This is a genomic window from Microbacterium sp. LCT-H2 (genome assembly GCF_001866135.1).
Classification (GTDB): Bacteria; Actinomycetota; Actinomycetes; order Actinomycetales; family Microbacteriaceae; genus Microbacterium.
This window is the reverse complement of the sequence record NZ_MODW01000003.1, coordinates 375,580-392,242: the sequence shown is the minus strand read 5'-3', so window position 1 is coordinate 392,242 and position 16,663 is coordinate 375,580. Positions and strand designations below refer to the sequence as shown.

Below are 16,663 nucleotides of genomic sequence, written 5' to 3'. Positions count from 1 at the left end.
AGGGCGCATGCGTTCGACCCGACCGATGCCCGGGAACCCGTGGCCGCACGACATGATCATCACCGTCGAGGATCGTCCGCACACGCTGCTGGAGCTCCTCTGGATCCGCGAGGCGCACGGGCTGGATCCCGCCGATGACGCGCTCCCACCGCCGCTGGTCGACCGACCGGCGGCAGCCGCGCGGCGCGTGGACGAGGAGACCCGAGCGCGCTGGGCGGAGGTGTGGCCCCGGATCTGGGGCGACGCTGTCGCGCACGCCGCGACCGAGCCCGACCAGGCGCTGCTCGACCGCGCCGTCGCCACGACGCTGAGTCCTGACGAGCGGGAGACGCTGCTCGGGCGGATCGTCGGGCCCACAGCGCGGGACGCGTTCGGGGTGGAGGTGTTCGATGATGCGGCGTACCGCGACTGGGAGCGGCGCGGCTCCGAGGCACATCTCGCGACGCACCTCACGGCCCTGGCGGACAGCCCCGAACACCGCGACGTGTCCGCCCTGGCCGACGCCTGGCGGCGCGGCCTCGGAAGGGTGGTGACGCTGCCGTCCCAGGGGACGTACGTCCGGCAGATCGGACCGCACGCCCTTCTGGTCACCGATGAGGTGCGGAGCGATTCCGCCGCGTACCGCGTGGCGCTGGAGTCGTTCGGTCGAGGTCCCTCGGAGTGCCCGTCGAGGGCGTGACGCCCAGCGGCCCGAGTCAGAGGACGAGCGGGAGGAACGACACGATCAGGCCGACGGCACCGACCGCGGCGAAGACGACTCCGACAGTCCGCAGCACCCGGCGCAGATGCGGCGGCTCACCGATCCGGATGCGAGCCGGGTCGTTCGAGCTGTGGAAACCGTCGACCCATCCATCGGTGGTGGCCGTGGGCTCGCTGCGGCGCAACGGTCGCTCGTGGAAGTCGCCGCCCGCGAACCAGCGAGCGGTGGGGCGGCCGTCCCGATCGATCACGGCGATCTCGACGGGGACCCACTGCCCCTCGACGAGCCGGATCAGCAGGGCCACGATGAGGAACGGGATCCCGACGCCGAGGCCGATCCAGGACAGCACCTCACCGACGACGGAGAGGGTATCCACGAGCTGCACGACTCCATCGTAGAGAGGGGAACGAGTGGGGGAGTCACGCCTGCACGCGGATAGTCTGACCGGCATGACGGATTCCGCAGACATCCCGACGTCACGACCGTTGGACGCCTGGCTCGACGCGCTCAGCCAGCCCACCGGCTCGCCGGGTGGCGGAGCCGCGACGGGGGTGATGCTCGGCCTGGCGACCGGGCTGATGGGCATGGTCGCCGGATACACCCGCGACGACGCCGTCGCCGAGATCGCCGGCCGTCTCGACGGCACTCGCGCAGAGCTTCTGGAGGCGGTCGAAGCCGCCGGTGTGGTCTCGGCGGATCTCGGCGCCGCGCTCGCACGGGTGCCGGAAGACCCCGAGCGGGAGGAGGCGGTGCGAGGCGCCGCCCTCGAGGCGGCCGCATCCGTCGCGCGACTCGGTCGCCTCGGTATCACCGTGGTCGACGAGGCGCGCACGCTCGCCGCCCACGGGAACCCGCACGTCGCGGTGGACCTCGCGGTGGCGACGGAGGCGCTCGCCGCGGGGCTGGCAGGGGCGTCCCTGAACCTCCGCGCGAATCTGCAGCTCGCTCGCAGGCACGGGGCGTCGGCCGCGGTGCAGGCAGGGCTCGATGAGGAGGTCGGGCGACTGGCGGAGGCGCGGACTCAGGTCGCCCGGATCACCGTGGAGCTTTCCGCGCGCCTGGACTGACATGGCGCACGAAAGTCCGCTGCCTGAACGGGCCGCCGAGGTCCTGGACGCCTGGGGTCTCTCTCCGGACGGGCCCCTCCTGCCCGGCGAGGCGGGGATCGTCGTCCCGGTCCGGCGGGCGGACGGCCTCACCGCCGTGGTGAAGCTGCAGCAGCCGGGGGCCGGAGGTCGATGCGGCAGTATTCGGGCTGGCGCGGTGGGACGGGCGAGGGATCGTCCGCCTCCTCGCGAGCGCCCCGGATCGCGGAGCGATGCTCCTGGAGCGCCTCGATGCCGAGCGCAGCCTCGAGGCGATGGACGATGACGATGAGGCCACGCGCATCGTCAGATCCCTCCTCGCACGTCTGCATCGCGTCGACCCGCCGGCCGGCCTTCCGCGACTGGAGGCGGTGGTGTCGCAGATGCTGGACGATGCGACGGAGGCGGGCACGCTGCTGACCCGAGAGGACCGACGGCGGTTCGACCGGTGGCGGCGCCTCGTCGCGGACGTCCCCGCGACGCCCGGCAGCCGGTTCCTGCACCGAGATGCTGCACCTCGACCGCGCCCGCGCGGCACGCTGGACGACCGCGCGGCTCTTGCAGAACACACTGTGGGACATCGAGGACGGTGAGCCCGCGATCGCTCCCGCCGCGACGGTGCTCGACGATGCGCTGCGGTCGGCAGGGCTGGCTTGATAGCATCCCGCCCATGAGCACGCCGGACTCCGATGCCGCTCGGCCCGAGCACGACCGCGCCGCGATCAAGGAGCGCGTGTACGCGACCTTCACGGGGCTCGCCATCGTGCTCGTGCAGAACGCCAACGTGGCGCACACCAGCGCCCTGCAGGCCACGGTGACCCTGCTGATCGGCATCGTCGCGATCGCGCTCGCGGGCCTCGCCGCCGATCTGGTCGCGCACCTCGCGACGCATGGCAGCTTCCCCCGGGGAGCGGACCTGCGTGAGGTCCTGGGGCTCACCGGCACGGCGCTCGGCTCGGCGGCGGTGCCGCTGCTCGTCCTCCTCGCGGCCGTGCTCGGATGGATCGAGCTGCGGACGGCGCTGACCATCGCGTCGATCGTGTACGTCGCGATCCTCGGGCTCATCGGGTACGTCGCCGTCCGCCGGACCGGGGTGAGCGGGTGGCAGCAGCTCATCGCCCTGGGAATCCTCGTCGGGCTCGGCGGTGTCGTCGTGCTCGTCCAGCAGCTCGCGCACGGACACTGACGGACACACCCGTTGCGCGCGCCCTGCGCATGGTTCATCCTGAACGTGCTGCACGGGATCGGCTTGGGGGGCCTCGACGGTCACGCTGCGGCCGACGGAGCGCCTGCCACCCAACTCCCTCCCCCGGCGGGCGCTCCGCTGCGAGTGCGTTCCGCCGCCTACCGCCGCCTACCGCCGCCTCCACCGGCCCTTGCCCTGCCGCGGCCCCCGCCCCTACGGTGAGGTGACGGGTGGGCATCCGCACCCGGGGCGGGGGCCAGTCGATGAGAAGAGTCCGATTCGGAGTTCTGGGCGTGCTGCTGGCCGCGGTCGTCGGCATCGGTGGTGCTCTTCCCGCCGTCGCCGCCGAACCCACGGCAAGGCTCTCGCTCTTCAAGGCGATCGAGAACCTCGACACGGGGGCCAGTCTTGGAGACCGCACCCTGTGGACGATGCACGCGGTCAACGTGGCCACGGGGGAGACCTTCACCGGCGACGGCCTCAACGGCGTGCAGTCGCGCCTCATCCCGCCCGGCACCTACCGCATCTTCGAGACCGGTGGCGTGGCCGGGTACGCCTTCTTCTCGTGGAACTGCGACGGCGACGTGACGACGCAGCCGGAGCGCACGATCACCATCACCGCGAACCAGTCGATGACCTGCACGGTGCAGAACAACGCGATCCGGAGCAGCCTCACGCTCGTCAAGAACGTTCAGGGCGGGGGTGCGACTCCGTCGGAGTGGACCCTGCGGGCGCAGGGGCCCTCGACCATCGAAGGTGCGGGCGGCTCGGCCGCGGTGCAGAACCAGCCGGCACGGATCGGCACGTACACGCTGAGCGAGTCCGGCGGGCCGGGAAGCTATGTGGCAGGACCCTGGACCTGCGAGCGGCGGGATCTGACGACCGGCGCGGTCACCGCCGTTCCCGTGGCCGGTGATCAGTTCGAGGTGACCCTCGGCGGTGCGGTGACCTGCCAGATCACCAACACCGGGGATCTGCCCCACCTGACGCTCGTCAAGGAGGTCGTCGACCCGGCGGCGACCGGATTCCCACTGGCCGCCCCATCGGACTTCGTCCTGACTGCGAGCGGACCCGAGCGGATCTCCGGCCCTTCCGGGTCGGACGCCGTCGATCACGCCTCCATCGACCCCGGCGCCTACACGCTCGCCGAGAGCGGTCCCGCCGGATACAGCGGCGGCGCGTGGACCTGCGTCGACGCCACGAGCGACGGTGGGATCGACGGGGCACTCCTCTACGTGCGCGAAGGATCCGACATCACGTGCCGTATCACCAACACCTTCGCGGGCGGCTGGCTCACCCTCGTCAAGAACGTGGTGGGCAGCGACCAGCCGCCATCCGACTGGACCCTGACCGCCGCAGGCCCGGAGACCGTCACCGGCGCCTCGGGATCCGCTGCGGTCACCCGCGTCCCGGTGCCGGTCGGCGACTACACGCTCGCCGAGGCGGACGGCCCTGCCGGGTATGCGGACGGCCCCTGGTCGTGCACCGGTGGCACCCTGACCGCCGACACCGTGACCGTCGGTGCCGGAGCGGACGTGACCTGCACGGTCACGAACACCCTCGAGGTCGGCCAGCTCACTCTCGTGAAGAACGTCGTGAACGCCGGCGGCGGTCTCCTCACCGCGCAGGACTGGGAGCTCACCGCGACATCGGCCGACACCGTCATCAGCGGCGTCTCCGGCTCGGGCAAGGTGAGCTTCGCGGCGGTGGCTCCGGGGACCTTCACTCTGTCGGAGGCGAGCACCGCTCCGAAGGCGGGGTCCTATGTGAGCGAGGGCTGGTCGTGCGTCGATGACGAGGGCACTCCCGTCGGCTCCGGCGACACCGTCGAGGTCGTGCCGCTGGAGAGTGTGATCTGCACCGTCACGAACCGTTGGACCCAGTCGACCCTGACGCTGCGCAAGCAGGTCGCCTCCGCCTTCGGGACTCCGGCCCTGCCCTCGGCGTGGACCCTGTCCGCCACCGATGGCACCGCCACCGTCTCGGGACCGGCGAACTCGCCGGCGGTCACCCAGGCCGCCGTCGCCCCCGGTGCGTGGACGCTCAGCGAGCAGGACGGCCCCACCGGCTACGACCCGCTCGGCTGGAACTGCTCGGGCGGGACGGTGACCGGCGACGTGGTCCAGGTGCCTCCGTCGGCTGATGTCGTCTGCATCCTGACCAACGCATCGATCACGCCGAGCCTGACTCTCGTCAAGCAGGTCGTGAACGGCGAGCGCGGACGCGCGGTGCCCGGCGACTTCGAGCTGAAGGCCCGCGGCCCGGGCAACGCGGCACTCTCCGGCCCCAGCGGCTCGGAGTTCGTCACCGACATGCAGCTTCCGCCGGGGGAGTACATCTTCTCCGAGGACGGCCCGAGCGGCTATGAGGGTGAGTGGTCCTGCACCGGCACGACCTGGGACGGGACCACGGCGACGCTGGGATTCGGGGAGGACGCGATCTGCACCGCCACGAACACCTTCGTCGGCGGCACTCTGACGCTCCGGAAGACCGTCGTCGGGGACGGTCCGGGAGCACCGGCCGGGCCCGCCGACGCCACGGACTGGACCCTGCGTGCGATCGGTGGCGGGGAGTTCCCGCGCCCGCGCATCGAGGGAGCGTCCGGCGAGACGGCGGTGACCCTGGCTCCGCTCGGGGCCGGTGCGTTCCGGCTCTCGGAGCGGGCGGTCGCGGGCGCGCCCACCGCGGACTACCGCAGCGACGGCTGGGAGTGCACCGGGGGAGTGCTGGAGGGCGACGTCGTCCAGGTGACCACAGGGGTCGACACCGTGTGCACGGTGACGAACGTCTACGACCCCCGCTCCGGCCCCGACCCCGAGCCCGAGCCGGAACCCGAGAACCCGGATCCCGGGACGGGCGGTGGACCAGGGCCGGGGACCGGGGCCACCGGCGGATCCGCCTCCGGCCTCGCGACGACAGGTCTTGCGCCGGGCGCGGCCGCGGCGGCCGGCGCCGGTGGTCTGCTCGTCCTCCTCGGGGCCGCGCTCCTCGCGGCGCGGCGGCTTCGCCGCACGCGCCACGGGCATCCCGGATCGCGCTGACCCGACCCCTCCGCACGCGCGCGGCGGGTCCGCCCGGGAGAGGACGGACCCGCCGTGACGAGGATCAGCCGGCGGCCGGCGCGATCTCGTTCGGCGTAACCTCCAGCTCCGTGCTCGCGAGCACCTCGCCGGTGGTGAGGTCGACGGCGTGCACGCTGTTCGCGGCCGGCTCGGTCACGTACGCGATATCGCCGGCGACGACGATGGCGGGGTGCGGGTCCTGCCACTCGGCGGGCCCTTCCCACGCCTCGATCACCGGGTAGGAGTCGGTGATCTCGCCGGTCTCCGGGTCGAGCACGTGGATGGCGCCGTCGGCACCGAGGATGTAGGCCAGGTCGCCCGGGCCGCGCGCGACGTCGCGGAAGGTGTACTCCGCCCCCTCGGGCAGGGACACGACCTCGGACGTCATCGCCGCGGTGTCGATGAGCGTGACCGCGCCCAGCAGGTAGCCCTCGGCGTCGGGGTCGTTCTTGTAGTCCCCGACGATGATCGGGCTCGTCTCGCTCACGTACGCGTTGCCCATGCGGCCGTAGGGCTGGTCGGGAGCGGCGAGCTTGGTGATCTCGCCGTCCTTGTAGACCAGCGCGCCGTCCTCGCAGCCGAAGACGACCACCTCGTCGGCCGCCGTGCCTTCGCCGTGGACGCCGGGGCACTGGTCGGACGAGGCGATCTCCGTACCGTCCGCATCGCGCACCACGATGCCGCTGCGACCGTCCGCATCGCCCACCGTGGTGAGGAAGGTGCCGTCCTCCAACAGCACCGAGACGCCGTGGTGTGCCTCGACGCCGTCGACGGTCTCCACCTCCGGGAGACCGCCGTCGCCGAGGTCAGCGGTGTCGAAGATCGTGGTGTCGCTCGTGCCGTCGGAGTAGAGGATGGTCTTGCCACCGTGGCGGACGACGTGGCCGGGGGTGTCGGCCTCGAACACCGTGTCGGTCAGGACCGCCTCGTCGGCTGATCCGGCCCCGGTGTCGAGCACCTGGAAGCCCTCACTCATCGTCACCATGACGTGGCGACCGTCGCCGGCCGGATTCAGGCGGGTGAACGGCTCGGAGTCGAAGTCGGCGACGGTGTCGAGGGTCTCGCCGTCGAGGACGAGGATGCCGCCCTCATACGAGACGGCCACCCGGGGGCCGGCGTCCGATTCCGGGGCGTCGCTCGCGGCGGAGCCGGCTCCGGCCGTGGTCGAGCAGGAGGCGAGCGTCACGGCGGCGCCGAGGGCGACCGCCCCGACCAGCGCCCGGCGCAGGGGGAGTGTCTTCATGCGGTGCTTCTTTCTTGTGAGGGATGGTCTCAGCGGGTGAGACCGGAGGCGATGCGCTCGGTGTTGACGCGCATCATGGTCAGGTAGTCCGGGGCGCCGCCGTCTTCCGCGGTGAGCGACTCGGTGAACAGCTCGATCACCTCGACGTGGACGTCGGCTTCGTCGGCGAGCGCCTGGACGAGGCGGTCGGGGGAGGAGGACTCCGCGAAGACGGCGGGTACACCCGTCTCCTCCACGGCACCCACGAGATCGGCGAGGTCGGAGGCCGAGGGGGCCGCGAGCGTGGTGCCGCCCGGGATGACGGCGCCGACGACCTCGAAGTCGAAGCGGTCGGCGAGGTAGCCGAAGACGTGGTGGTTCGTCACGAGCGCCCGGCGATCCTCCGGGATCGTGGCGAACGCGGTCGTCATCTCGGCGTCGAGCGCCGTCAGCTCCTCGCGATAATCGGCCACGTCGGCGGCGAGGATGTCGGCGTCGACTCCGTCGAGCGCGGCCAGGGCGGGCTCCAGGGCGTCGACGACGTCGATCATCCGCGCCGGATCGGTCCAGAAGTGCGAGTCCGGCATTCCCGCAGCGTCGCCGTCGCGGTAGTCCAGGACTCCGATCGCGTCGCCCGCGACGAAGGACGGCACCTCGGCCGCGACGGCCGCGTCGAGATGCTGCTGCAGGCCCTCCTCGAGCCCGAGTCCGTTGGAGACGAGCAGGTCGGCGTCCCGCAGCGTGGCGGCCTCCTGCGCCGAGATCTCGAACGAGTGCGGGTCGGCGTTCGGCTTCATGAGGGTGACGACGCGAGCCTGATCGCCGACGAGCTCGCCGACCACATCGCCCAGGATGTTCGTCGAGACGACGACCACCGGCCGTGCATCGGCGGGGGTGGCGCAGGCGGCGAGAACGGCGGCGGTGAGCGCGGCGAGAACGGCGGCGAGGGGGTGCAGGAGGCGCATGTCAGCGTCCCGTCTCGGCGACGAACGCCGGGGCGTCGGCGGTATCGAAGGTCCTCGCGAGGCGGGCGTCGTCGGCGTAGTCGATCTCGAACAGCCGGTGCTCCGCCGGGCCACTCAGATAGGCGCGGTGCTGATCGGCGATGAGGGCCGGAGCCTCTCCTGCCTCCAGCGATGCCGCCACCAGCGGGGTGGTCTCCGCCCGCACCGTCCCGTCGAGCGCGCTGAGCACAAGCACGCGTCCGTCCTGCGCCAGCGCGAGGAGGGTGTCGTCCTCATCGCTGACCGCGGTGACCTGCGCGAGGGGAGTGGGGGCGGTGAGTACCGTCCAGGCCTGCGCGCGGGTGTCGAGGACCCGGATGTCGGTCGGTCCGGCGAGGCCGGCGACCGTGGGGCGCCCCTCGCGGTTGTGGAACGCGGACACGGCTCCGGCCGGCGATCCGTCCGGGTACGGGATGCGGTCCACGGTGAGCGCCCCGGCCTCGACGCGGGCGAGCAGGGCACCGTCGGCGCAGCCGATGACCGCCCCGACCCTGGTCGTGATCGTGCCGGTCGGTGCGGCGCAGTCCTCCCGGAGGCCGGTGCGCTCGCCGTCCGCCGTGTAGCCGGCGACGACTCCGCCCGTCTCCCCGTCGGCCTCGGTCACCAGCGCGAACGACCCGACCGGCACCACCAGCCCCTCGTGCGGGGAACGCTCGATGCGGAACAGCTCACGGATCTCCCCCTTCGACAGGGCCTCCGTGTCGAGGAGGACGGCGTCTCCGGACCCGGAGAAGGAGATGCCGGTGCCGCCGGTGGTCGAGCTGTTCGTCGTCGCGACCGTCGCCGCGCCGTCGCCCTCCACCGCGCCGAGCAGGGCGGGATCGGCGCGGTAGTAGTGGAAGTGGTCGACGTGGTCCCACGTCCAGACGCCGCTGTCGACGACCTCGACGCCGTCGCCGGTGTCTGCGAGGAGATACCGGCCGTCGGTCGTCATGCCCTCCGGGGCGGCCACCGTGCCGATGTCGGTGACGCTCTCGTCCAGGAGGTCGAGGTGGGTGACCCGACCCTGCGCGTCGATGGTCGTGAGTCCGAGCTGCGGTTCGGCGACCTCTTCGGCTCCGGCGATCGCGCCGTGGCCGTCTCCGGCGGAGGAAGTGGCGGGACTCTCCGCCGCGGACCCGGCGCAGGACGCGAGGGGGAGAGTCAGGGCGGCGACGGTGATGAGGGGAAGGAGGCGGGAATGCACGATGAGCCTTTCGGGACGAATCAGGAGGCGGAGACAGGGGCCGGAGGGGCGATCGGCCGCGGTGTTCGCACGGCGACCCGCGCCGCCCAGGACAGACCGGCGAGGGCGATCGCGGCGCCGGCGACGGACGCTCCCGCGGCGGTGGCCGCATACCAGGACGCGAGGAGACCGGCGAGGACGGCAGCCACGCCGAAGGCGCACGCGAGCGCCATCCGCGTGGGCAGGCGCGACGTCCACTGTCCGGCGGCGACCGCGGGGGCGAGGAGCAGACCGACGACGAGCAGCGAGCCGACCGCCTGGTACGACGCCACCACCGCGAGCGTCACCAGTCCGACGAGGGCCGCCTGTGCCCACCGTGGGCGGAGCCCGAGCACCGTCGCGATGCGGGCGTCGAGGGCGAGCGCGACGAACGGCCGATGGCAGAGGGTGGCGACCGTTACTCCCACGACCGCGGCCGCCGCGAGCAGGAGGAGGTCGGGGCGGGTGATCGCGAGGATGTCGCCGAAGAGGATCGCCGTCGCATCCGTGGCGAAGCTCCCGGAGTGGGAGATGATGATCACCCCCAGGGCCAGCATCGCGACGAAGAGCAGTCCGATGCTCGTGTCGTAGGAGAGTCGGGCGCGTCGCTGCAGGGCGCCGATGCCGATGCTCATCGCGACGGCGCTGACCGCCCCGCCGACGAGCACGGGCGCCCCGAGCACCGTGGCCAGCGCGACGCCGGGCAGCATCCCGTGGGCCAGGGCCTCACCGAGGAAGGCCATCCCTCGGACGACGACCCAGGTGCCGACGACCCCGCAGAGGACCGCGACGAGAGCGCCGCCGAGGAGTCCGCGCTGGAAGAACTCGAGCGTGAACGGGGTGAGCAGGGCGGCGAGCGAGGGGGTCACGGAACGCGAGCCTATTCGTAGTTGAGAATGATTATCAAATTCATAAACTGGAGTCATGACGAGAACCCTCCGCACCGCCGACGGCGCCCTGCGTCTCGACGACGTCTCCGTCCGGCTCGGCGACCGCGAGGCCCTGCGCGGCGTCACCCTGGAGGTGGAGGCGGGCGAGTTCGTCGTGGTCACGGGTCCGAACGGCGCGGGGAAGTCGACGCTCCTGGAGGTGGCCGCCGGGGTGCGCTCACCGACCAGGGGGTGGCGGAGTGTGACCGGTCCGATCGCCTTCGTGCCGCAGCGCGCCGCGGTGCCTCCGGGCCTTCCGCTCACCGCGCGAGACGTCGTGACGGTCGGGACGTGGCGTCGGCTCGGGGCGTTCCGGCGGCGGGATCGGCGGTCGCGTGCGGCGGTGGCGGCGGCGATGGAGCGCACCGCCGTGTCGTCACTGCAGCGTCTGCCGTTCGCGACGCTGTCCGGCGGCCAGCAGCAGCGTGTGCTCCTGGCTCAAGGGCTCGCGGGGGAAGCAGGCATCCTGCTCGTGGACGAGCCGACGACGGGCCTGGACGCCGCATCGGTCCGTCGCATCCGGACAGTGCTGCGCGAGGAGGCGGACCGCGGGGCGGCCGTCCTCTGTGTCACGCACGATGCGACCCTGATCGCCGATGCCGACCGCGAGGTCGCGCTCCGCGACGGTGCGCGGCTCCCCACGTCGCGCTGAGGGGGCAGTCGCTCAGCGGAGCGCGATCAGAGTCCGTGGCCCATGTCGAAGTCGGAGAGCGCCGGGACCTCGATGTCGCCCGGCGATGACGTCTCGCTCGGCGGCTTCGGGAACAGGCGGTGGGACCGCAGCTCATCGACCTCGGCGGAGAAGTCCGGGTCGGCGTCCACGGCGTGGTGAGGGCTGACGAGCACGTCGTTGCCGACGCCGACGAGGAGATCGGCCCAGTCCTTCTCGCCCTCCAAGAGGATCGGAATCTCGACCGCTTCGGACTCGCCCTCCCTGGCGATGGCGGCGGCCAGGGTGAGCAGCGTCTCCGCGATGTCGTCGGAGGTGATGAGCTGCTGGCCGGCGTAGGAGACGAGTTTCATGAGGGCATCATCGCGCTCCGCGCGTCCGTGCGCACGGGGGTTGCGCTCGCGAGAGAGAACGGATAAAACTGCTTTCCATTCAAGTATCTAACTAGGCTAGCGAACATGGACAGATTGCAACGCCGGCGCTGGGCGGGTCTGGTCTTCATCAGCATCGCCGTCAGCCTCATCATCGTCGACTCGACGATCGTCAACGTCGCCATCCCGGCCATCGTCGACGACCTGGGGATCACCTCGACCGAGGTGCAGTGGGTGCAGGAGTCCTACACCCTCGTCTTCGCCGCCCTCCTGCTCGTCTTCGGCAGCCTCGCCGACCGCTTCGGTCGTCGCCGCGTCATGATCGTCGGTGTCGTCGTGTTCGCCGCCGCCTCCGTCCTCGCCGCCACCGCGCCGAGCGGGAGCATCCTCATCCTCGCCCGGCTGGTGCAGGGCGTCGGCGGTGCCATGATCCTGCCGACCACCCTGTCGATCATCAACGCGACTTTCCGCGGGCGGGAACGCGGCATCGCGTTTGCCGTCTGGGGCTCGACCATCGGCGGCATGGCGGCCGTGGGACCGCTCCTCGGCGGGTGGCTGACCACCGCCTTCTCCTGGCGCTGGGCGTTCGGCATCAACATCCCGCTCGGCCTGCTGATCGTCGTCGGTGTCCTGCTGACCGTGGCCGAATCGCGTGGAGAGCGCACGGAACGGATCGACGTGGTGGGGGCCGTGCTCTCGGTCGTGACGATGGGCAGTCTCGTCTTCGCGCTCATCGAGGGCCGCACGTACGGCTGGTGGCTCGTGGACGAGCGCCCGCAGATCGGCGGCTGGACCTGGCCGGGGGAGCTCTCGCCCATCCCGTTCGCGTTCGCCCTCGCGGGCCTCGGGCTGGTCGCGTTCATCGCCTGGGGCCTGCACCGCCAACGACACGGGCGCTCCACCCTGCTCGCGCTGCGCCTGTTCGCGATCCCGTCGTTCCGCAACGGGAACATCGCCGCCGCCGTCGTGTCCCTCGGAGAGTTCGGCCTCATCCTCGCGCTCCCGCTCTGGCTGCAGTTCGTGCTCGGCTTCGACGCGCTGCAGACCGGTCTGCTGCTGCTCGCCCTCGCGGGCGGATCCTTCCTCGCCAGCGGAGTGGCCGGTGCCGCGAGCGGACGGATCGCCCCGGTCTGGGTGGTCAGGGTCGGGCTCCTCGCCGAGATCGTCGGCGTCGCCGGTGTGGGGCTCGTGATCGCCCCAGAGGCGTCCTGGGTGCCCCTCGTTCCGTTCCTCTTCGTGTACGGGCTCGGTGTGGGGCTCGCGACCGCGCAGCTCACTGGCGTCGTGCTCGCCGACGTGCCTGTTACGGACAGCGGGGCCGCGTCCGGCACCCAGTCGACGTCTCGTCAGCTCGGCGCGGCGCTCGGGGTGGCCGTGCTCGGCACCGTCCTGTTCACGAGCACGGCGGTCGTGCTCGGGGCGGCACTCGATGACCGCGGCGTGCCGTCGGCGGCGCGCGACCAGGTGGTCTCCGCCGTCGTGGACAGCGCCGGCGCCGCCATCGCGGGGCTCGACCAGAACCCGGAGACGGCGCCGTTCGCCGAGGCGGCCCGCAGCGCGTTCTCCGACGGCACCCGCTACGCGGCCTGGACGGCGGCCGGTTTCCTCACTCTCGGCCTGCTCTCCACCGTCGCCCTCGGCTCTCCCCGGGAGCGGCGCGGGGACGAGTCGGTCGCATCGTGAAGGGAAGCGGGCTCCCTCAGCGCAGGTAGGCGTCGACCAGGAGCGCTCCGCGGATGTCCCGGAGCCGGTCGACCAGCCGGGTGATGCCGCTGGCGCCGAGGGAGGCGAGCGAGAGGTCGAACGGCCCGAGCGGCTCGAGCGTCCCCATCCGCACGCGCACCACCTCCCAGCCGGCGGCGCGTACTGCGCGGTCCTTCCGGCGATCGGTCTCCTCCCTCTTCCCGACGTGCTCCAGCCCGTGCCGGCCGACCGTGTCGTACTCGATCGCGATCCGCAGCTCCGGGAGCAGGATGTCGGGCCACACCTCCGTGTGCCGGAAGAACGGCCGCGCGACCTTGATGGCGTTGACGTCGTCAGGGAACAGCAGCCGTTCGGTGAGCGCCCGCCGGAGCTTCCCCTCGGCCGCCGAGGCCGGTTTCGGAGCGCACACACTCAGGAACGCGGTCCCCGTCGGCAGCGCGGGGGTCTTCGTGCACAGCGGCGGCGCCGCCTTCTTCGGACGGGCGGGGAGCGCCCGCGCCTCTCCGAGGACCACGGACTGCGGACGCGCCAGCGCCGTGCACTCGGGGCACCAGGACGAGCGCCGTCGCACCCGCCCCGGGCGTTCGCGCTGCTCGGTCGGCGTCGCCGCGAACAGGTGGCCGACGGCGCACTCCCAGCAGAGCAGCACATCGGCCGCCAACGGGATCTGCGAGAGTGCGATGCCGTGGTTGAGCTCCGGGTGGTACTGCCGGATGAGCTCGGGGTAGGCCGCCCACGCCGCCCGGTAGGTGCCCACCGCGTAGGGCACGTCGAGTCCGCGCGAGAACTGGCGTCTCGCCCACCACTGTTGCACGGGCTCGGGCACGACAGCGACGCTAGGCGAGGCCACCGACATCGCCGCTGCGGAGTCACCAGGGTGAACATCGGCGGCTGCTCTGTCGTGTCCGCAGGGGCGCGCCTAGGGTCGGTGGCGAAGACCGGTGCCTCTGCGCGCGTGGAGAGCATCTCCGATCGCAACCGAAAGCAGGAAACCATGGCTGAACTGATCGTCATCTCCTATGACACCGAGAGCGACGCGGAGGGCGCCTACAACCGCGTCCAGGCCCTGCAGGACGACCTCGTCGTCGAACTCGCCGGCCTCGCGCTCGTGAAGGTGGACGGCGAGGGCAAGACGAAGGTGGAGTACCCGGGGGCCGGGAGCAGGATCGGCCTCGGAGTCGCCTCCGGCGCCTTGTTCGGTGCGCTGATCGGCATCCTGTTCTTCATCCCTGTTGCCGGGCTGGTGTTCGGCGGTCTGCTCGGGGCGCTTTTCGCGGGACTCGACAAGACCGGCATCGACGCCGATTTCCGCGATCGCGTGAAGGCCACCGTGACGGCCGGCAAGTCCGCCGTCGTCATCTACGCGCTCAAGCTCACGGAGGACAAGTTCGCCGAGGCGCTGGCCCCGTACAACGGCACGGTCGTGCAGACCTCGCTGTCGAAGGAGGACGAGGCCGAGCTGGTCAAGGATCTCGGCGGCCACTGAGCCCCGGCCGATGCGCCCGTCGTGGAGCCGTCCGCGGCGGGCGCACCGTCGTCTCCGGTGTCGGTGGGGCGTGCGAGGCTCCGAGCGTGGACACACTGAGCCTCCGGCCCTGGTCGGCCGATGATCTCCCTCTCCTGCGGGCGGCGAACACCCCGGAGATGACGGCGCACCTCAACGGGCCGGAGAGCGCAGCGGAGGTGCAGGCGCGACACGAGAGGTATCTGCGCCTCGTCGCGGAGGACGAGGCCCTGATGTTCGCGATCGTCGACGACGAGGGGCAGCCTCTCGGCTCGATCGGCGCGTGGCGGATCACGTGGCAGGACGAACCGGCGTGGGAGACCGGCTGGTTCGTGCTGCCCGCTGCACAGGGCCGGCGAGTGGCTGCCCGGGCTCTGGCTCTGCTCGTCGATCTCCTCCGCGATCGCGCAGGGGACGGGCGTTCGCTGCTCGCGTTCCCCGGGGTCGACAACCCGGCGTCGAACGCGGTGTGTCGGCGGGGCGGATTCACTCGTCAGGGAACCCTCACGGAGCAGTTCCGCGGCGCTGAGCTCACGATCAACGCGTGGGTGCTCGACCTCGCCGCCGACTCCCCGGCGGGATGACGCCGTCGGGTCAGCGGCGCACGCGCGCCCTGGTCTTCGCGACGCCGGCGAGGGTCGCTCGCACCGGCGTTCCGAGGTAGAGCCCGAGGGAGGCGCCGGAGGCGAGGGCGATGCCGATCACGGCGGCGTCGATCAGCGATCCGCCCACGGTGAGCATCCCGGTGGAGGTGCCCGCTGCGTGCACGACCTCGAGAAGGCCCTGGAAGACCGCGACACCGGGAACGAGCGGGACGATCGCGGCGGTCGTCACCGCGACCGAGGGCACGTGCAGGTTGTGCGCGATGAGCATGCCGATGAAGCTCGCCAGCAGCGCTCCGACCGCGCTCGCCGCGGCCGGGTGGAGCTGGAGCGCGACGGTGCCGGCGTACCCGGCAAGGGTGACGGCGCTGAGCAGGGCGCTGACGAGGATGATGCGGATGCCCGCGCCGTTGAACACGGCCACGGCGACCGCGATGATGATGGCCCCCGCGAATTGGTTGAGCAGGGGCCCGAAGGGCGCGGGGTCGTCCGGGAGCTCCATCGTGAAGCCGAGCACGCCGCCGAGCTCCAGGCCGACGAGGATGCCGATCACCACCCCGAGCGTCTGCATCGTCAGGTCGAGGATGCGGCCGCCGGCGGTGAGCGCGAAGCCGTCGATGGCATCCTGCGCGGCGCCCACCACCGTGAGTCCCGCGAGCATGAGCACGATTCCGGAGGCGACGATGATCGACGGGCGGATGCCGACGAACGGATCGATCCCCGCGCTGCCGAGCGCCGACACGGCGACCGCGACGACCGTGGTGACGAGGCCTCCGGCGATCTGGCTGAAGAACAGCGGCACCCTCAGCCGGGCCAGGCCCGCTTGGGTGAGCGCCGCCGCCAGCGCGGCGACGAACGTGAGACCCACGATGAGCGGAGAGGCTCCGAGCATGATGCTCACCCCGACCGCGAGGAGCGCCCGTGCGACGATCACCACGGGCTGCTGATAGCGGAAGGGCACGCGGCGGATGACTCGGAACGCGGTGCGCGCGGACTCCAGATCCAGTCCGCCGTCGATGTCGGCGACGAGCGCCTGCACGCGCTGCAGCTTGGCGTGGTCGGGGGCGGCGACCCGGACCACGCGGACCAGCGTCTCCGGCCAGACCTCCCCGCTGAGGTGGAAGGACACCGTGATCGAGTTGTAGGTCACGTCGACCTGGACGCCCTTGAGGCCGTACGCCTCGCAGACGCGGGTGATCGCGAGCGTGACCTCGTGCGCCGAGGCGCCGACCGCGAACATCGACTCTCCGATGCGTGTCGCCAGATCGAGGACCCGCGGGACCGTGTGCTCGTCGATCACGGGCATCGCCTCGGTGTGGGCGACCGCGGACGGATCGGTGTGCAGCAGCCGGCGGACGGAGAGGAGCAGTCGCTGGGGAGAACGCGCGGGCATATGTCCCATTCTCCCGCGGTCTGAGAC

Annotated in this window: 17 protein-coding genes and 1 pseudogene; 10 read left to right on the top strand and 8 right to left on the bottom strand. The window is 71.9% G+C overall.

The annotated features are described in order from the left end of the window. Nucleotides 1-7: 7 nt before the first annotated feature. Entirely contained in the window at nt 8-679 is a 672-nt protein-coding gene (locus tag BK819_RS16830; RefSeq protein WP_071329086.1) for a hypothetical protein, read from the top strand. A gap of 16 nt (nt 680-695) precedes the next feature. Here the strand turns inward: BK819_RS16830 and BK819_RS10550 are convergent, their stop codons facing one another. Then, nucleotides 696-1,085: a hypothetical protein gene (locus tag BK819_RS10550; protein ID WP_071329085.1), complete on the bottom strand. Its 390-nt coding sequence runs from the start codon at nt 1,083-1,085 to the stop codon at nt 696-698. 64 nt (nt 1,086-1,149) lie between these two features. Here BK819_RS10550 and BK819_RS10545 point away from each other — a divergent pair, with 64 nt between their 5' ends. The 5 genes and pseudogenes from BK819_RS10545 to BK819_RS10530 all read left to right on the top strand — a co-directional run bounded on the left by BK819_RS10545 (nt 1,150) and on the right by BK819_RS10530 (nt 6,012). Continuing rightward, on the top strand, nt 1,150-1,767 hold the full coding sequence (locus BK819_RS10545) for a cyclodeaminase/cyclohydrolase family protein (protein WP_071329084.1): 618 nt from the start codon (nt 1,150-1,152) through the stop codon (nt 1,765-1,767). A 188-nt stretch (nt 1,768-1,955) separates the two neighbouring features. After that, nucleotides 1,956-2,093, top strand: a pseudogene (locus BK819_RS17115) (aminoglycoside phosphotransferase family protein); the annotation flags it as partial. A gap of 199 nt (nt 2,094-2,292) precedes the next feature. Then, nucleotides 2,293-2,442 (top strand): hypothetical protein, encoded by a 150-nt coding sequence (locus tag BK819_RS16545; protein ID WP_143049274.1) that lies wholly within the window; start codon nt 2,293-2,295, stop codon nt 2,440-2,442. A 13-nt stretch (nt 2,443-2,455) separates the two neighbouring features. Then, nucleotides 2,456-2,971, top strand: a complete 516-nt coding sequence (locus tag BK819_RS10535) for a hypothetical protein (RefSeq protein ID WP_071329082.1) — start codon at nt 2,456-2,458, stop codon at nt 2,969-2,971. Between the two features lie 263 nt (nt 2,972-3,234). Next, nucleotides 3,235-6,012, top strand: coding sequence for a hypothetical protein (locus tag BK819_RS10530; RefSeq protein WP_143049273.1), 2,778 nt, complete (start codon nt 3,235-3,237; stop codon nt 6,010-6,012). 64 nt (nt 6,013-6,076) lie between these two features. On the opposite strand, the gene aztD is transcribed toward BK819_RS10530, so the two are convergent. From aztD to aztB, 4 genes are read right to left on the bottom strand one after another with little or no spacing between them, the layout of a single operon-like run. Continuing rightward, nucleotides 6,077-7,276 (bottom strand): zinc metallochaperone AztD, encoded by a 1,200-nt coding sequence (gene aztD / locus BK819_RS10525; RefSeq protein ID WP_083391743.1) that lies wholly within the window; start codon nt 7,274-7,276, stop codon nt 6,077-6,079. A gap of 29 nt (nt 7,277-7,305) precedes the next feature. Beyond that, nucleotides 7,306-8,220, bottom strand: a complete 915-nt coding sequence (aztC, locus tag BK819_RS10520; protein ID WP_071329080.1) for a zinc ABC transporter substrate-binding protein AztC — start codon at nt 8,218-8,220, stop codon at nt 7,306-7,308. Nucleotide 8,221: 1 nt separating this feature from the next. Beyond that, nucleotides 8,222-9,445: an ABC transporter gene (locus tag BK819_RS10515; RefSeq protein WP_071329079.1), complete on the bottom strand. Its 1,224-nt coding sequence runs from the start codon at nt 9,443-9,445 to the stop codon at nt 8,222-8,224. A gap of 20 nt (nt 9,446-9,465) precedes the next feature. After that, entirely contained in the window at nt 9,466-10,332 is an 867-nt protein-coding gene (aztB, locus tag BK819_RS10510) for a zinc ABC transporter permease AztB (protein ID WP_071329078.1), read from the bottom strand. Nucleotides 10,333-10,387: 55 nt separating this feature from the next. Here aztB and BK819_RS10505 point away from each other — a divergent pair, with 55 nt between their 5' ends. Next, nucleotides 10,388-11,044 (top strand): metal ABC transporter ATP-binding protein, encoded by a 657-nt coding sequence (locus tag BK819_RS10505; protein ID WP_071329077.1) that lies wholly within the window; start codon nt 10,388-10,390, stop codon nt 11,042-11,044. Between the two features lie 26 nt (nt 11,045-11,070). Here BK819_RS10505 and BK819_RS10500 read toward each other — a convergent pair whose 3' ends face one another. After that, the gene (locus tag BK819_RS10500) at nt 11,071-11,415 is read right to left on the bottom strand and encodes a hypothetical protein (protein ID WP_071329076.1); all 345 of its coding nucleotides are present in this window, start codon (nt 11,413-11,415) and stop codon (nt 11,071-11,073) included. Nucleotides 11,416-11,520: 105 nt separating this feature from the next. Here BK819_RS10500 and BK819_RS10495 point away from each other — a divergent pair, with 105 nt between their 5' ends. Beyond that, on the top strand, nt 11,521-13,116 hold the full coding sequence (locus tag BK819_RS10495; protein ID WP_071329075.1) for a DHA2 family efflux MFS transporter permease subunit: 1,596 nt from the start codon (nt 11,521-11,523) through the stop codon (nt 13,114-13,116). Between the two features lie 16 nt (nt 13,117-13,132). Here the strand turns inward: BK819_RS10495 and BK819_RS10490 are convergent, their stop codons facing one another. Continuing rightward, nucleotides 13,133-13,963 carry a zinc-ribbon domain-containing protein gene (locus tag BK819_RS10490; RefSeq protein WP_083391741.1) on the bottom strand — a complete coding sequence of 277 codons (831 nt, stop codon included), beginning with the start codon at nt 13,961-13,963 and terminating at the stop codon, nt 13,133-13,135. 168 nt (nt 13,964-14,131) lie between these two features. On the opposite strand from BK819_RS10490, the gene BK819_RS10485 reads away from it, so the two are divergent. Together BK819_RS10485 and BK819_RS10480 are read left to right on the top strand one after the other, a co-directional pair. Continuing rightward, nucleotides 14,132-14,623: a DUF1269 domain-containing protein gene (locus BK819_RS10485; protein ID WP_071329073.1), complete on the top strand. Its 492-nt coding sequence runs from the start codon at nt 14,132-14,134 to the stop codon at nt 14,621-14,623. Between the two features lie 86 nt (nt 14,624-14,709). Then, nucleotides 14,710-15,225 carry a GNAT family N-acetyltransferase gene (locus BK819_RS10480; RefSeq protein WP_071329072.1) on the top strand — a complete coding sequence of 172 codons (516 nt, stop codon included), beginning with the start codon at nt 14,710-14,712 and terminating at the stop codon, nt 15,223-15,225. A 10-nt stretch (nt 15,226-15,235) separates the two neighbouring features. On the opposite strand, the gene BK819_RS10475 is transcribed toward BK819_RS10480, so the two are convergent. Continuing rightward, nucleotides 15,236-16,636, bottom strand: a complete 1,401-nt coding sequence (locus BK819_RS10475; RefSeq protein WP_071329071.1) for a threonine/serine exporter ThrE family protein — start codon at nt 16,634-16,636, stop codon at nt 15,236-15,238. Nucleotides 16,637-16,663: the final 27 nt, after the last annotated feature.

What these genes read in the sequence shown, in the direction of transcription:
- BK819_RS10545 (WP_071329084.1), top strand. Translation starts at nt 1,150, where the DNA reads ATGACGGATTCCGCAGACATCCCGACGTCACGACCGTTGGACGCCTGG.
- BK819_RS10505 (WP_071329077.1), top strand. Translation starts at nt 10,388, where the DNA reads ATGACGAGAACCCTCCGCACCGCCGACGGCGCCCTGCGTCTCGACGAC.
- BK819_RS16545 (WP_143049274.1), top strand. Translation starts at nt 2,293, where the DNA reads ATGCTGCACCTCGACCGCGCCCGCGCGGCACGCTGGACGACCGCGCGG.
- BK819_RS10495 (WP_071329075.1), top strand. Translation starts at nt 11,521, where the DNA reads ATGGACAGATTGCAACGCCGGCGCTGGGCGGGTCTGGTCTTCATCAGC.
- BK819_RS10485 (WP_071329073.1), top strand. Translation starts at nt 14,132, where the DNA reads ATGGCTGAACTGATCGTCATCTCCTATGACACCGAGAGCGACGCGGAG.
- BK819_RS10500 (WP_071329076.1), bottom strand. Translation starts at nt 11,415, where the DNA reads ATGAAACTCGTCTCCTACGCCGGCCAGCAGCTCATCACCTCCGACGAC.
- aztD (WP_083391743.1), bottom strand. Translation starts at nt 7,276, where the DNA reads ATGAAGACACTCCCCCTGCGCCGGGCGCTGGTCGGGGCGGTCGCCCTC.
- BK819_RS10475 (WP_071329071.1), bottom strand. Translation starts at nt 16,636, where the DNA reads ATGCCCGCGCGTTCTCCCCAGCGACTGCTCCTCTCCGTCCGCCGGCTG.
- BK819_RS10535 (WP_071329082.1), top strand. Translation starts at nt 2,456, where the DNA reads ATGAGCACGCCGGACTCCGATGCCGCTCGGCCCGAGCACGACCGCGCC.
- aztC (WP_071329080.1), bottom strand. Translation starts at nt 8,220, where the DNA reads ATGCGCCTCCTGCACCCCCTCGCCGCCGTTCTCGCCGCGCTCACCGCC.
- BK819_RS10530 (WP_143049273.1), top strand. Translation starts at nt 3,235, where the DNA reads ATGAGAAGAGTCCGATTCGGAGTTCTGGGCGTGCTGCTGGCCGCGGTC.
- BK819_RS16830 (WP_071329086.1), top strand. Translation starts at nt 8, where the DNA reads ATGCGTTCGACCCGACCGATGCCCGGGAACCCGTGGCCGCACGACATG.